This is a genomic window from Salipiger pallidus (assembly GCF_014643635.1).
GTDB classification, from domain to species: domain Bacteria; phylum Pseudomonadota; class Alphaproteobacteria; order Rhodobacterales; family Rhodobacteraceae; genus Salipiger; species Salipiger pallidus.
Genome location: NZ_BMJV01000006.1, coordinates 350,326 through 364,939, shown reverse-complemented (window position 1 = coordinate 364,939; position 14,614 = coordinate 350,326). Strand labels below are relative to the sequence as shown.

The following is a 14,614-nucleotide window of genomic DNA, read 5'->3' as shown; positions in this document are numbered from 1 at the left end:
TTGCCGCGTGGCAGGGAACAGACCTTGCCGGTGTGGTTTGGGTTCGACCACCCGAATACACCCCATAGTTGCAGAACAATCAATCCTCTCCCCGTTGCCTGCGCACTCTGTTCCGCTCGTCCTGCAACCGACCGCGCAGAGACGGCGCACGCAGCCCGGTTTCACTGCGGATGCTGCGTCCCCAGAGGCCGCCGATCTGCTCCCAGAACCCGTCCGGGTGAAACTGCACCCGATGCCGCAGAAGCGTGTGGGAAAATCGGAAGAGGCTGACAATCTGCCCCTCCGCCACCAGCGCCGCAGCCCTGCGGCGCATGGCGCTGCGCTGCCAGACACGTCCCGACAGCACCGCGCGCGGTGCCCCCGGGCGCCCCGCAAAGCCATGGAAGCCAGCCCCCGCTGGGGTCAGCGGCGCCAGTGGCAAAAGCGGGCGGGCCATGGCCTCGGCCACCCCCCGGTCGAAACCGCGCATGAGCCGCAGAACGTCATCAGGGCCGAGCGGCCCGCGCCGCATGTACCGCAGAAGGCGATTGCGCTGCTCGGCGCGAAATCGCGCAAGCGCTCCGTGGTGGTCCGTTTCCGGACAATGGCGGCGCAGGAAGATGACGAACGAGGCCCCGATTTCGGTCAGATCTCGCGGGCTTCGGTCGGCAGCGCGCCGGGTGCTTGCGGCATAGCCGTGATGCACCTCGGCCAGCGGCACCACTGCGACGCGGTGGCCAAGCGCCGCGTGCCGTAGGTCGAGATCCGTTTCGTCCAGATAGAATCGGAAGGCATGATCGAACCCTCCCATCCGCAGAAGCGCGTCCCACCTATGGGCCATGTTGGTGCCCTGCAGCTTGATGGCACGGCCTGGCTCTGGGTCGAAGACCTGAGGCGCCTCGCCCATGTGCAGCGGAGAATCCTCGGCACGGCATGTCACGGTCTGGGCGCGCCACTGGAAGTCGATGCCATTGCGCCCGCGCACGAAGCCCCCTGAAGCCATGACCGACGGGTCCTCGAACGGCGCACAAAGCCTCGCCAGCCATGTGGGTTCGGGCACCGCGTCATCATCAATGAAGGCGACAACCTCGCCCGCCGCCTCCACGATCCCGGCATTGCGGGCGGCCGAGATGTTTGCCTCATCGAAGGGAACAAGTTTCAGCCGGTCCGCATGGGGCATCCCATGCGCGGCAGCGATGCCCTCGGGGCATGCGACCACCACCACCTCGAAGGCCGGATGGTCAAGCTGCGCCACGCCGGTGAGGCACAGGCGCAGCGCGTCGGGGCGCCCCCGGCTCACGATCACCACGCTGACCGGGAGCGCCACCATGGCCGATCAGGCCTCTTTCAGCTCCACGCCCGGGGCGTAGGCGATGAAATAGGGGTTGGCGAACTCGGGCTTGCCGTAGGCCAGTGGCGTGTGATCGTCGAACCGCACCACCTTGCCGCCTGCGCCGTTCAGCACCGCATGACCGGCGGCGGTGTCCCACTCCATAGTGCGGCCAAGGCGCGGATAAAGATCCGCCTCGCCGGTCGCCACGAGGCAGAATTTCAGGGACGAGCCGGCGCTGGTGCTGTCGGCGACGGAGTATTTGTTGATGTACTCGTCCGTGGCCTCGTCCCGGTGCGACTTGGAGGCGACAACCATGAGCGCCGAGTTATCGGCCTCGGAGACCTTGATCGGGGTCGTCTCGCCCACGGTGTCCTTGTCGAACGGACCAGTCTCTTCGACCGAAGTGCCGGTCGAGGTGGTGTAGAACATACGGCCACGGGCCGGGGCATAGACGATGCCGCGCACCGGAACGCCGTCTTCGACGAGCGCGATGTTGACGGTGAAATCACCGCGGCGATTGACGAATTCCTTGGTGCCGTCCAACGGATCGACAATGAGGAACGTCATCGCGTCAAGGTTGTGGCTGTCCGATTGTTCCTCTGTGACCAGCGGCATGTCAGGGAAAGCCCCGCGCAGGCCGGCCGAGATAAGTGCGTCCGCCGCCTCGTCCGCCTCAGTGACCGGGCTGGCATCGGACTTGGTCTTTACCTCGAAATCGTCAGACTCGTAGATCTCCATGATCTTGTCGCCCGCTTCGAGCGCCAGTTTCCGCATGACAGTGACAAGCGTTTCGTAATGCAAAAGCGTTTCCTCCACCGCTGTTCGCGGATTTGTTGATTTGAAACCTGTGATTCCTTATGCTTCCAGTAATCAAGATGGGCAACAAAAGACCCATCCTCGCGAGGACAGCGGAGCAGAACGCCATGTTTCAGACCACGAAGCCGCGCTCGCGGCTGGGATCTGCGGTCTACATCGCCGAACTGATCTACCACAATTCGGTGCGGGCGGTGCGCAAGACCCACGGCAACGCCTTCATGGCGCTGTTCATGAACATGCTGCAGACCATCATTTTCGTGCTGGCCTTCTACTTCATGTTCCAGATCCTCGGGATGCGCAGCACCGCCCTGCGCGGGGATTTCATGATCTACATCATGACCGGCGTGTTCCTTTACATGACCCACACCAAGACGCTGGGGGCGGTGGTCTCCTCGGAAGGCCCGGCAAGCCCGATGATGCAGCATGCGCCGATGAACACGGCCATCGCCATCGCCTCGGCCATGCTGTCGACCCTCTATATCCAGGTGCTGAGCCTGATCTTCATCCTGTTCATCTACGACGTGGCGTTCAATCCCTTCGTCATGCAGGAAATCCACGATCCCATCGGCTGCATGGCGATGATCCTGCTGGCGTGGTTCTCAGGGGCCGCTATCGGCATGGTGTTCCTTGCGGCCAAGCCGTGGTTCCCGACCCCGGTGCAGATCCTGTCCACGGTCTACCAGCGGGCCAACATGATCGCCTCGGGCAAGATGTTCGTGGCCAACACGCTGCCCAGCTACATGCTGGTGATGTTCGACTGGAATCCGCTCTTCCACGCCATCGACCAGTCGCGCGGCTACGCCTTCGTCGACTACAACCCGCGCAACTCGGACTGGGAATATGCGCTTTACGTGTCCATCGTGCTGATCATGATCGGGCTGATGGGCGAATTCTACACCCGTAAGCACGCCTCGGCGAGCTGGGGCGCACGGCGCTGAGGCTGGGAGTCCGGACTGCGCCGAACGGGCCCGGCTGCGCTATGCTGTGCCTGTCTGCATTCCGCAAAAGGAGCCTGATCCCATGCCACGCCCAACCATCCTGACCGCCATTACTGCCATGACCCTTGGCGCCTGCGCCACCGCGGTGATCTCGGGCAGCCCCCTGCCCGCGCTCTACGACGTGACCGACGTTGCCTCGGACGATGTCCTGAACGTACGCGCTGCCCCCGAGGCCGGGGCCGAGATCCTCGGCGCGCTGCCCTTTGCCCAGACCCGGACCGAGGTCACCGCCCTCAGCGATGACGGCAGCTGGGGTCGGGTAAACCTTCGCGAACAGGCGGGGTGGGTGAACATGCGCTACATGGCGCGGCAGCAGGGCAGCACCATCGGTGAGGGTGCCGCCTTCAGCTGCTACGGCACCGAGCCGTTCTGGAGCCTCATCCACACCCCCGGCGGTACCTTCAGCTGGTCAGACATAGAGGGCAACAACCTCGAGCTTTCCGCCAGTTCGCCCGAGCCGGTGCCCGGCGCAGGCCATGTGGCCCATGCCAGCGGCCCCGGGCAGAAAGCCTCAATCGCCATAAAGCCGGTTCAGGCCTGCTCGGACGGCATGTCGGACCGGCTCTTTGGCCTCGAGGCGCTCGTGACGCTGACAGGAAAACGCGATGGGACCTACCGGGGCTGCTGCTCGGTGCAGCCGCAATGACGCAGGGACCATGACGGCCTCGGATTGACACTTAAAAAATTCCACAAATTGAATATATATAATCAGTGGCCGGGGCATCCCTGCTCCTATTCCTGCCATTTCGCCGCCACGGCAGGCACCGGGCCTGGTCCGGCGGCGGCCCGACCTCTTACAGGATAGACGCCATGTCCCGCCCTTCGCTTTCCCGCTACCTGCCGATCCTCGGCTGGGCCCGCCAGTATGATGGCGAGACAGCCACCAAGGACGCGGTGGCGGCGGTGATCGTGACGGTAATGCTGGTCCCGCAGTCTCTGGCCTACGCGCTGCTTGCGGGGCTTCCGGCGGAGATGGGGCTCTATGCGTCGATCGTGCCGCTGGTGGCCTATGCGATCTTCGGCACCAGCAGGGCGCTTGCGGTGGGGCCGGTGGCGGTCGTGTCGCTGATGACGGCGGCGGCCATTGGGCAGCTTGGCCTGACCGAAGCCGCCGACATCGCGCTTGCCGCGGTGACGCTGGCCTTCATCTCGGGGGTGTTCCTGACCCTGCTGGGGGTGCTGAAGCTGGGCTTTCTGGCCAACTTCCTCAGCCATCCGGTGATCGCGGGGTTCATCACCGCGTCGGGCGTGCTGATCGCCGCCTCGCAGCTCAAGCATATCTTCGGCATCAAGGCCGAGGGGCACACGCTGGTGAGCCTCGGCCTGTCGCTCGCCGAACATATTGACCAGACCAACCCCATCACACTTGCCATCGGCGTGGGGGCAACCGCCTTCCTGTTCTGGGTCCGCAAGGGGCTGAAGCCGCTGCTGCGGCGCGCCGGCCTTGGCCCGCACCTTGCGGATGTGCTGGCCAAGGCCGGGCCGGTGGCCGCCGTGGTGGTGACGACGCTGCTGGCATGGGGCTTCGATCTTGGGGCGCAAGGCGTACGGCTGGTGGGCGAGATCCCGACCGGCCTGCCACCGCTGTCGGCGCCATCCTTCGACATTGGCATGTGGCAGACGCTGCTGTTACCGGCGGTGCTGATCTCGATCATCGGCTTCGTGGAATCGGTGTCGGTGGCACAGACCCTTGCCGCCAAGCGCCGCCAGCGCATCGACCCCGACCAAGAGCTGATCGGCCTTGGCACCTCGAACATCGGCTCGGCGCTGTCGGGGGGCTTTCCGGTGACGGGCGGCTTTTCAAGGTCGGTGGTGAACTTCGACGCCGGGGCAGCGACGCCAGCCGCAGGAGCGTTCACCGCCATCGGCATCGGCCTTGCGACGCTGGTGCTGACGCCGCTGCTTGCGTATCTGCCCAACGCCACGCTGGCGGCGACGATCATCGTCGCGGTGCTGGGCCTCGTCGATTTGTCGATCCTGAAAAAGACATGGGCCTATTCCATGGTCGATTTCATCGCCGTCACCGCCACCATCGTGCTGACCTTGCTTGTGGGGGTCGAGGTGGGTGTGTCGGCAGGCGTGATGCTGTCGATCTTCCTGCACCTCTACAAGACCTCGAAACCCCACGTGGCCGAAGTCGGGCTGGTCCCCGGCACCCAGCATTTCCGCAACGTGAAACGCCACAAGGTCGAGACAATTCCTGGTGTCCTCACCCTGCGCGTCGACGAAAGCCTCTACTTCGTCAACGCCCGCTTTCTCGAGGATCACGTGCTGGGCCGGGTCGCGGAATGCGACAACCTGCGCCACGTGGTGCTGATGTGCCCCGCCGTAAACGAAATCGACATGAGCGCGCTCGAGACCCTCGAAGAGCTCAACCGCCGCCTATCCGAGCTGGGCATCGCGCTGCACCTTACCGAGGTGAAGGGCCCCGTGATGGACCGGCTGCAGCGCTCGCATTTCCTGCATGAGCTGTCGGGCCAGGTCTTCCTTGCGCAGTATGACGCGTGGTGCGCGCTGCAGGCGGACCTAAAGACGGCTGCGACCGCGCCCCTCCAGAACGAAGGTCTCGTCGCCGAATAGCAGCGCCGGCACCAGCGGCCGCCCGTAGCCCGCCCCACCATCGAGGTTGAGCCGGTTGCTATATAGCTGCGGACGGTCAAGCGCCGTGTGCCCGTGCACCACGAGGCGGCCCCAATCGGTGCGGTCGCTCAGGAACGGTTCGCGTATCCACAGCAGGTCGTCCTCGACCTGATCCCCGAGCGCGATCCCGGGGCGCAGCCCGGCATGGACGAAGATCTGATCGTCCGTCTCGTGGATGCGCGGCAGCGCGGCAAGCCAGTCGCGATGGGCCTGCGGCACCGCCTCGCGGGCGTCGGCCTGCACGTCCTCCGGCCAGCGGCTCGGTTGGGTGTCGACCCCATAGGAGCGCAGCGTCTTGTCGCCACCGATGGGCGGGTCGGTGTAATAGAGCGGACGCGAGGTCTGCGGATCCTGAAACGCGGCATCCTCGAGATAGCGCAGCAGGTAGCGGTCGTGGTTTCCAATGAGCACGACCCACGGCTTGCCGTCCGCCTGCCCCTGCATGAGGGTGTCGATCACGGCGCGGCTGTCCGGGCCACGGTCCACGAGGTCGCCGCAGAACACGACGGTGGACCCCGCCGCGTCATCCGCGTCAATCTGGTCCAGAACCTTGTGAAGCTCGTCGATCTGGCCGTGGATGTCGCCCACGGCGAAAATGGGTTGCATGGAATAAGTCCTTTGTCCTGCCCTATTACTTGCGCCGGAAGCGCCGCGCAGCAACCCCGGCAGGGCGGATTGTTCGCGCTAGCAGACGGCGCCGCAACGGCGCAGGATCTCGGCCAGCGGCTCTCTTCCGTCCCAGTGCACCGCCTGCCAACCCGCCGCGCGCGCGGCGTCAACGTTGGCGGCGGTGTCGTCCACCAGCAAAATCTCGGGCGCCGGGAGACCGCTCAGGCGTTCGGCTTTTGCGTAGAACTCCGGAGAGGGCTTGCGCGCGCCCAGTTGCGCAGAATGAAAGATGCCTTCCACCTCCGCGCCCAACCCCATGTCCTGCATGAGATACGCCGCACGCAGATGCTCCTGGTTGGTGGCCAGGTAAACCGCGAGGCCGCCCGCCCGTGCCGCGCGGCAATCGTCCAGAACCGCCATGTCGATGCGGGAGTCCTTCGCGAACCAGTAACTTAGCAGGGCCTCGGCGCTGACGGACGATCCGACCTCCGACAGGAACCGTTCAAGCGCGGGGCGAAGACCCATGCGGCCCACGACGATCTCGGGCCAGTCCCGGACGAAACCCCCCTGCTCCAGCTCTTCGGGAGACAGGCCGAGATCCTCCTGCAGACGCGTGCTCCAGCCACGGTTGCCTTCCGGGCAGCCGTGTACCAGCACGCCATCGACGTCGAGCATCAGGCAGCGGACCTTGTGTCCTCCTTCCATGTCTCCTCCTTCAAGGCGGCGGCAGGCCATCCCCGACTGACCTAATGCCTGCACAGCCCGAAAGCCACCTTTCGGGCCAGACATCATGGGCGGGAACGCAAAAGGGGCGCCCGTATCCGGACGCCCCTTCTGAATTTAGTAGAGACAGTATCAGTTCATGTCGAACTGCAGCGGCTTCACCTGCCGGAAGAGGCCGGTGTCCTTGAGCGCCTTGACCGCGCTCTCGGCAATCGCCTCATCGAGGTACGAGATCGCGATGGCCTCGCCGCCCTGGATCGACCGGCCAAGAGTGAAGTTCGCAAGGTTCACCTTGTGCTCGCCCAGCATGGTGCCGAGCTTGCCGATGATGCCGGGGATGTCCTCGTTCGTGGTGTAGAGCATGTGCTCACCCACTTCGGCGTCGATGTTGATGCCCTTGATCTGGATGAAGCGCGGCTTGCCATCCGAGAACACGGTGCCCGCGATCGAACGCTCCTTGGTCGGGGTGGTGATGGTCACCTTGATGTAGCCTTCGAACACGCCCGACTGCGCCTGATTGGTCGTGGCGATCTTGATGCCGCGATCCTTGGCCAGCGCCGGGGCGGAGACCATGTTCACCTCGGGGTTCACGGTCTTCATGATGCCCGCGATCAGCGCGCAGTTCAGCGCCTGCAGGTTCATCGTGGACGCTTCGCCATCGTAGAGGATGTTGATCGACTTGATCGGCTCGTCATCGGTCATCTGGCCGATGAAGTTGCCCAGATGGCCGGCGGTCTTGATCCAGGGGCCCATGACCTTGGCTTCCTCGGCGGTCACCGACGGCATGTTGAGCGCGTTGGTCACGGCACCGGTCAGCAGGTAATCCGACATCTGCTCGGCCACCTGAAGGGCCACGTTCTCCTGCGCTTCGGTGGTCGATGCGCCAAGGTGCGGGGTGCAGACCACGTTCGGCAGACCGAAGAGCACGTTGTCCTTGGCGGGCTCTTCCGCGAACACGTCGAAGGCGGCACCGGCGACGTGGCCGGATTTCAGCAGCTCGGCCAGAGCCGCCTCGTCCACGAGGCCGCCACGGGCACAGTTGATGATCCGCACGCCCTTCTTGGTCTTGGCGAGGTTCTCGGCGGACAGGATGTTGCGGGTGCCATCGGTCAGCGGCACGTGCAGGGTGATGAAATCGGCGCGCTTCAGAAGCTCGTCAAGCTCGACCTTCTCGACCTGCATGTCCTCGGCCTTCTCGGCGGAGAGGAAGGGGTCATAGGCCACGACCTTCATCTTGAGGCCGCGTGCACGGTCGCAGACGATACCGCCGATGTTGCCCGCGCCGATGACGCCAAGGGTCTTGCCGGTCAGCTCGACGCCCATGAACTTCGACTTTTCCCATTTGCCCGCCTGGGTCGAGGCGTCGGCTTCGGGGATCTGGCGCGCGACCGAGAACATCATCGCAATAGCATGTTCGGCGGTGGTGATCATGTTGCCGAAGGGCGTGTTCATCACGATCACGCCTTTCTTGGAAGACGCTTCCTTGTCGACGTTGTCGGTGCCGATGCCGGCACGGCCCACGACCTTGAGGTTGGTCGCATGCTCGAGCAGCGACGGCGTCACCTTGGTCGCGGAGCGGATGGCGAGGCCATCATACTGGCCGATGATCTCGGCGAGCTTTTCCTTGTCCTTGCCGACGTCGGGCAGGTAGTCGACCTCGATGCCGCGATCGCGGAAGATCTGGACGGCGGTTTCGGAAAGCTTGTCGGAAACGAGAACCTTGGGCATTTTCGGGTATCCTTCGGATATACGGGGAGTGTCCGGTGGGCCAAAAGGCCCACCGCTCAGCAATTGGGTGTGGTCAGCGGATCAGGCGGCGGCGGTCTGCGCTTCGAGGGCTTCCTCGAAGGCCCACTTGAGCCAGAGGGTCAGCGCCTCGACGTCCGATGCCTCGATCGTCGCACCGCACCAGATGCGCAGGCCAGCCGGAGCATCGCGGTACGCACCGACATCCAGCGCAACGCCGTGATCTTCCAGTTTCTTGGCCACGGCCTTGGCAAAGGCGGGGCCGTCCTGGATGCGATCGTCGGTGAACTTGAGGCAAACGCTGGTGTTCGACCGGGTTGCCGGATCATTGGCAAGGTTCGCGATCCAGTCGTTGCGGTCGCAGAAGTCCCACAGCACCTTGGCGTTGGTGTCCGCGCGTTCCTGCAGCGCCTTCAGGCCGCCGATCTTCTTCGCCCAGTCCAGTGCGACGAGGTAATCCTCGACCGCGAGCATGGAGGGGGTGTTGATCGTCTCACCCTTGAAGATGCCCTCGATCAGCTTGCCGCCCTTGGTCAGGCGGAAGATTTTCGGCAAGGGCCATGCAGGGGTGTAGTTCTCGAGACGCTCGACCGCACGGGGCGACAGGATCAGCATGCCGTGGGCCGCTTCGCCGCCCATCACCTTCTGCCAGGAGAAGGTGGTCACGTCGAGCTTGTCCCAGGGCAGGTCCTGCGCGAAGGCCGCCGAGGTGGCGTCGCAGATGGTCAGGCCAGCGCGGTCCGCGGGGATCGCATCGCCGTTCGGGAGGCGCACGCCCGAGGTGGTGCCGTTCCAGGTGAAGACGACGTCGGTGTCGAAATCGACGGTGGCAAGGTCGACGATGTCGCCATAATCGGCGGTCTTGACCTCAGCGTCGATCTTCAGCTGCTTGACCACGTCGGTGACCCAGCCTGCGCCGAAGCTTTCCCATGCAACCATGGTGGCCTTGCGTTCGCCCAGCAGCGACCACATCGCCATCTCGACGGCGCCTGTGTCGGACGCGGGAACGATGCCGATCTTGTAGTCGGCGGGAATGCCGAGGATCTCGCGGGTGCCTTCAATGGCAGCGGCGAGCTTTTCCTTGCCGATCTTGGCACGGTGCGACCGACCGAGCGCGGCATCAGCCAGCATATCGACAGTGAAATGGGGGATCTTGGCGCAGGGGCCGGACGAAAAACGCGGATTCGCCGGGCGTGCGGTGGGGTGCTTATCAGCCATTATGTAGCCTAACCTTACAGATAGATGCCCTTCGTTGGGGAAGGGTGTCCCGCCGCTGCACTTAGGGTGCGCCGCTGCAGATAGCAAGCGTTTCGTTTGCGACCCATTCGCGACGCTTTGCGGCATCCATGGCGCAGGACCGCGCATGGAGTTCCGGCTTCTGAATGGCCACAAGCTATTGATTTTAATTGATACTATAGGCGCTCCGGTCGCCCTACCGCCATGTCGGTTATGTGCGATTGCGCGCGCCCTACGCCGCAGGGCCCATGCAAGTTTTCACCGGCAAAGTTTCCGATAGGTTACGGAAGGTCACGCGCCGAAGCACCGCAGCCCCAAAAGCGACTCGGCCCCGGCACCGATCCCTCGCGGCCCGGACGGCACTCGAAGACCCACGCATGACAAAGGCCCCGCAAGGGGGCCTTATCCACCGGGCACCGAAGGCCCTGCAAGCGCCTGATCGGGCAGTACCCGTCAGGCAGCAGTCCAGCTCATTGTCTTGAAGTCCTCGCGGAAGGCGAACTTCTCAAGGTGCCGGTCGATCGCGCCGCGCGCCTTTTCAAGACCATCTTCGTCTTCGGCGGTGATCGTGACTGTCAGCCGCTCGGGCGTGGCACTCATGATGGCCGGCCCCGAGAACAACTCGGCACGGCCCGAGGTCTCGTCATACTCCACCTCAACCTTGTGCGCGAAGTGCTTGCACAGCTGTTGCAGGTATTTCGAGGCATTCGAAGTCTCGAAGACCCCCGTTTCTTTCATTGACATCAAGGCGTACTCCGAAAGTTGATAATTTATGTCAGATTACACATTGCAGCTGCCGGGAACAATTGGCATCACGATCACATCCCAGCGAAGCCGGCAGATGCCACGCCACGCGCCCAACCAGATCACTGGAGCCGTATCATGCGCCATCTGCTCATCGCCGGGCTTGTTGCCGGTCTCTCCGCCTCTGCGGCGGCTGCCCAGGACGACCAGGTCGTCACCATCGACACCGCCACCGGCCCGGTCGAACTGACCGCCGCCCCCGAAAAGGTCGTGGTTTTCGACGCGCCTGCCGCCGACACCATCACCGCGCTGGGTCAGCCTATCGCCGGCCTGCCCGCACCGCTCTACATCGAGGGCATCGACGAAGCGCAGCCCGATGCCCAAACCGTCGGTACCCTGTTCGAGCCCGATTACGAGGCGCTTGCCGTGCTGCAGCCTGACCTCATCGTCGCCGGTGGCCGGTCCTCGGCCGTGGTGGACGGCCTGAGCCGCATCGCAACCACCATCGACATGACCAACGAAGGCCGCGACATGGTGGCCGAGACCCGCGAGACGGTCATCTCCTACGGCACCCTCTTCGGCATGGAAGCCGAGGCCGAAGAGCTGGCGGCCGAGCTTGACGAAAAGGTCACCGCCGTGCGCGCCGCCGCCGAAACCCAAGGTGACGCGCTGGTGATCCTGACCAACGGCGGCAAGATCTCGGCCTTCGGTGCCGACAGCCGCTTTGGCTGGCTGCACGGCGCGCTTGGCATGCCCGAGGCGCATCCGGGCCTCGAAGCGGACCGTCACGGCCAGGCCATCAGCTTTGAGTTCATCGCCGAGGCCGACCCCGACTGGATCTTCGTTATCGACCGCGGCGCGGCCATTCAGGCCGATGGCGAAGCGGCGCGTGCCACGCTCGACAACCAGATCGTCGCCAGCACCCGCGCGGCACAGAACGACCACATCGTCTACCTGTCCCCCGGCCCCATGTACATTTCGGGCGGTGGCGCATCGTCGCTGATCCAGACGCTGGACGAAGTGCTGGCCGCCTTCGAGACCTCGGCAAGCGAAAGCTGATACCTTGAAGGCTTGGCTGATCACACTTGCCCTGCTGGCCGCGCTTGTCGTGGCCAGTCTGCTTATCGGGGTTGCCTCCATGGGGGACGATCCCGTCTGGCTCATGGTGGTCAGCCGCATTCCCCGCACCGCCGCGGCGCTGCTGGCGGGCGCGGGCCTTGCCCTAGCGGGGGTCGTGGTGCAGCAGGTCGTTCAGAACCGCATGGTCGAGCCGTCCTTCACCGGCGCGCCCGAAGCGTCGATGCTAGGCCTTCTGGCAGTGATGCTGCTGGTCCCGGGCATGGCCGTCGCCGGCAAGATGCTGGTGGCCGCCGCCGCTGCGATGGTGGGGATGCTGGGCTATCTTGCCCTTGCCGCCCGCCTGCCCCGTGAAGACCCGATGCTGCTGCCCATCGTCGGCATCGTCTATGGCGGGGTGCTTGGCGCCGTGGGTGTCTACATCGCCTGGAGCGCGGACCTCATGCAATCGCTGGGAGCATGGCGGCTTGGCGAGTTTTCCGGCGTGATGATCGGGCGGTACGAATGGCTCTGGGCCATCGCCGCGCTGGCCGGGCTTCTCTATGTCATCGCCGACCGCATCACCATTCTGGGGCTTGGCGAGACGCAGGCGCGCAGCCTTGGCCTCGATTACGCGCAGACGCGGATGCTGGGGCTGGTGGTGGTGTCGGTGATCACCGCGCTGGTGCTGGTGACCGTGGGTGCCTTCCCCTTCGTGGGGCTTGTCGCCCCCAACATCGTCGCGCGCTGGCGCGGCGACAACCTGCGCGCCAATCTGCCGTTGATCGCCGTGGGCGGCGGTGCGCTGCTGCTGGCCGCAGACGTGATCGGCCGCATCGTGCGCTTCCCCTTCGAGATCCCCGCCGCCACGGTCATCGCCGTCTTCGGCGCCGCCGTCTTCCTGTGGCTGCTGCATGCCGCGCCGGGGCGTCGCCATGGCTGAGCGTCGTGTTCTCTTCCTTGGCCTCGGGCTGCTGATGATCTGCGCGGGCTTCCTCGCGTGGCAGATCCGCGCGCCTTACGGCTTCATCCTCGAACTGCGCGCCGCCAAGCTGGGGGCGCTGGTCTGCGTCGGGGCCGCCACCGGCGCGGCCACGGTGCTGTTCCAGACCGTTGCGGGCAACCGGCTGCTGACGCCGGGCCTCGTGGGGTTCGACGCGCTTTTTGTGCTGCTTCAGACGCTGCTTGTGGTGGCGCTTGGCGGTGTCGGCGCGGCGCAGATTCCCGGGGGCCTGCGTTTCCTGATGGAGCTCGTGGCGCTTGCGGTCTGTTCCGCCGCCCTCTTCGGGCTGCTGTTGCGGCGCGATGCCCGGGACATCACCAAGATGATTCTCACCGGCGTCATCCTTGGCGTGCTGCTGCGCGGGCTGGCCGAGATGGTGCAGCGCATGATGGATCCGTCGGAATTTGCCGTGGTGCAACAGGCGATCTTTGCCAGCTTCGGCAACGTGGACAACGGCCAGCTTGCGGTGTCTGCCATGGTGCTTCTGGCCTCGCTCGCCGCGGCGCTGCGCATGGCGCCGGCGCTAGACGTGGCGGGGCTGGGCCGGGAAACCGCGCGGGGGCTCGGTCTGAACCATGACCGTGTGGTGATGATGGCTCTGCTCTTGATGGCGGCGATGGTGTCCGTGTCCACCGCCCTCGTGGGGCCGATCACCTTCCTTGGCCTGCTGACCGCAAGCCTTGCCCGCCGCCTGACGAACACGCACCGCCACGCGGTGCTGCTGCCCGCCGCCGCGCTGATCGGGGCGCTGATCCTCGTTGCCGGGCAGTTCGTGTTCGAGCGGCTGATGGGCGCGCAATCGGCGCTGGCGGTGATCGTGGAATTCTTTGGAGGGCTGTTGTTCCTTGCCCTCGTCCTTCAGAAAAAGGCGCGCCGATGATCGAGGTGTCCAACCTGAGCTACGCTGCGGGCGACACCCGTATCCTGCACGATGTCTCGACCCGGATCGAGAAGGGCGGGATCACCGCCCTCATCGGCCCCAACGGCGCGGGCAAGTCGACGCTGCTGCATTGCCTGTCGGGGCTGGAGACGCCCTCTGCCGGGTCCGTGCGCATTGACGGCATCGACCCGCTGGCCGTGCGCCCCGAGGAGCGCGCCCGCGTTGTCGCCCTGCTGCAGCAATCGCCGGTGCTGGTCAGCCGCCTGAGCGTGCGCGACCTGGTAAGCTTTGGCCGCTGGCCGCATCATCAGGGCCGCCCAAAGGCCGAAGATCGTGACATGGTCGAACGGGCACTAACCGCCTTTTCTCTGACCGACCTCGCAGAGCGCACCATCGCCACTCTGTCGGGCGGTCAACGCCAGCGGGCGTTCATCGCCATGACATGGGCGCAGGACACGCCATGGATGCTGCTGGACGAACCTCTGAACGCACTCGATCCGCGCCATGCGCGGGACCTGATGGCGCGGCTGCACGGGCTGTCGCGGGACGGGGCGCGCAGCATCGTCATCGTGCTGCACGACATCAACGCGGCGGCGGGCTGGGCCGACCACATCGTCGCGATGAAGGACGGGCGGATCGTGGCACAGGACACCAGCCACGAGCTGCTGACCGAGCCCACTCTGCGCGAAGTCTTCGACACGCCCTTCGAGCTACTGGAACATCGTGGCCGCAAGGTGGTGGTGGCGCGGTAGACGCCGCCGAGCCCTCGGGGCGCCCGTGTGCCGGCGAGCCTCGCGATTCATCAGCCCGCGTACCCCCTGCCCCTTTTGCTTAAGGATCGAAGGCCACTG

At 65.1% G+C, this 14,614-nt stretch carries 14 protein-coding genes; 7 read left to right on the top strand and 7 right to left on the bottom strand.

Annotated elements, in window-relative coordinates:
* Positions 1 to 79: 79 nt before the first annotated feature.
* Positions 80 to 1,309: a glycosyltransferase family 2 protein gene (locus IEX41_RS15905; protein WP_188791237.1), complete on the bottom strand. Its 1,230-nt coding sequence runs from the start codon at positions 1,307 to 1,309 to the stop codon at positions 80 to 82.
* 6 nt (positions 1,310 to 1,315) lie between these two features.
* Positions 1,316 to 2,113 carry a 3'(2'),5'-bisphosphate nucleotidase CysQ gene (gene cysQ, locus IEX41_RS15900; protein ID WP_188791236.1) on the bottom strand — a complete coding sequence of 266 codons (798 nt, stop codon included), beginning with the start codon at positions 2,111 to 2,113 and terminating at the stop codon, positions 1,316 to 1,318.
* A gap of 122 nt (positions 2,114 to 2,235) precedes the next feature.
* On the opposite strand from cysQ, the gene IEX41_RS15895 reads away from it, so the two are divergent.
* From IEX41_RS15895 to IEX41_RS15885, 3 genes are all read left to right on the top strand, one after another.
* Entirely contained in the window at positions 2,236 to 3,066 is an 831-nt protein-coding gene (locus tag IEX41_RS15895; protein ID WP_188791235.1) for an ABC transporter permease, read from the top strand.
* A gap of 82 nt (positions 3,067 to 3,148) precedes the next feature.
* Positions 3,149 to 3,772, top strand: a complete 624-nt coding sequence (locus IEX41_RS15890) for a COG3650 family protein (RefSeq protein WP_188791234.1) — start codon at positions 3,149 to 3,151, stop codon at positions 3,770 to 3,772.
* A 164-nt stretch (positions 3,773 to 3,936) separates the two neighbouring features.
* Positions 3,937 to 5,706 (top strand): SulP family inorganic anion transporter, encoded by a 1,770-nt coding sequence (locus tag IEX41_RS15885; RefSeq protein ID WP_188791233.1) that lies wholly within the window; start codon positions 3,937 to 3,939, stop codon positions 5,704 to 5,706.
* Here the strand turns inward: IEX41_RS15885 and IEX41_RS15880 are convergent.
* The 5 genes from IEX41_RS15880 to IEX41_RS15860 form a co-directional block, all read right to left on the bottom strand.
* The gene (locus IEX41_RS15880; RefSeq protein WP_188791232.1) at positions 5,653 to 6,372 is read right to left on the bottom strand and encodes a metallophosphoesterase family protein; all 720 of its coding nucleotides are present in this window, start codon (positions 6,370 to 6,372) and stop codon (positions 5,653 to 5,655) included. The two genes, IEX41_RS15885 and IEX41_RS15880, sit on opposite strands and share 54 nt — an antisense overlap.
* Positions 6,373 to 6,450: 78 nt before the next feature.
* Positions 6,451 to 7,080: an HAD-IA family hydrolase gene (locus IEX41_RS15875; RefSeq protein WP_188791231.1), complete on the bottom strand. Its 630-nt coding sequence runs from the start codon at positions 7,078 to 7,080 to the stop codon at positions 6,451 to 6,453.
* A gap of 150 nt (positions 7,081 to 7,230) precedes the next feature.
* Positions 7,231 to 8,826, bottom strand: coding sequence for a phosphoglycerate dehydrogenase (gene serA / locus IEX41_RS15870; protein WP_188791230.1), 1,596 nt, complete (start codon positions 8,824 to 8,826; stop codon positions 7,231 to 7,233).
* Positions 8,827 to 8,907: 81 nt separating this feature from the next.
* Entirely contained in the window at positions 8,908 to 10,062 is a 1,155-nt protein-coding gene (locus IEX41_RS15865) for a phosphoserine transaminase (RefSeq protein WP_188791229.1), read from the bottom strand.
* Between the two features lie 471 nt (positions 10,063 to 10,533).
* The gene (locus tag IEX41_RS15860) at positions 10,534 to 10,818 is read right to left on the bottom strand and encodes a DUF2218 domain-containing protein (RefSeq protein WP_373285650.1); all 285 of its coding nucleotides are present in this window, start codon (positions 10,816 to 10,818) and stop codon (positions 10,534 to 10,536) included.
* Positions 10,819 to 10,962: 144 nt separating this feature from the next.
* Here IEX41_RS15860 and IEX41_RS15855 point away from each other — a divergent pair, with 144 nt between their 5' ends.
* From IEX41_RS15855 to IEX41_RS15840, 4 genes are read left to right on the top strand one after another with little or no spacing between them, the layout of a single operon-like run.
* Positions 10,963 to 11,883: a siderophore ABC transporter substrate-binding protein gene (locus IEX41_RS15855; RefSeq protein ID WP_188791227.1), complete on the top strand. Its 921-nt coding sequence runs from the start codon at positions 10,963 to 10,965 to the stop codon at positions 11,881 to 11,883.
* 4 nt (positions 11,884 to 11,887) lie between these two features.
* Positions 11,888 to 12,823 carry an iron chelate uptake ABC transporter family permease subunit gene (locus tag IEX41_RS15850; RefSeq protein WP_188791226.1) on the top strand — a complete coding sequence of 312 codons (936 nt, stop codon included), beginning with the start codon at positions 11,888 to 11,890 and terminating at the stop codon, positions 12,821 to 12,823.
* Positions 12,816 to 13,763, top strand: a complete 948-nt coding sequence (locus IEX41_RS15845; protein WP_188791225.1) for an iron chelate uptake ABC transporter family permease subunit — start codon at positions 12,816 to 12,818, stop codon at positions 13,761 to 13,763. The genes IEX41_RS15850 and IEX41_RS15845 overlap by 8 nt, the downstream gene beginning before the upstream one ends.
* Positions 13,760 to 14,515 carry an iron ABC transporter ATP-binding protein gene (locus IEX41_RS15840; RefSeq protein WP_188791224.1) on the top strand — a complete coding sequence of 252 codons (756 nt, stop codon included), beginning with the start codon at positions 13,760 to 13,762 and terminating at the stop codon, positions 14,513 to 14,515. The genes IEX41_RS15845 and IEX41_RS15840 overlap by 4 nt, the downstream gene beginning before the upstream one ends.
* Positions 14,516 to 14,614: the final 99 nt, after the last annotated feature.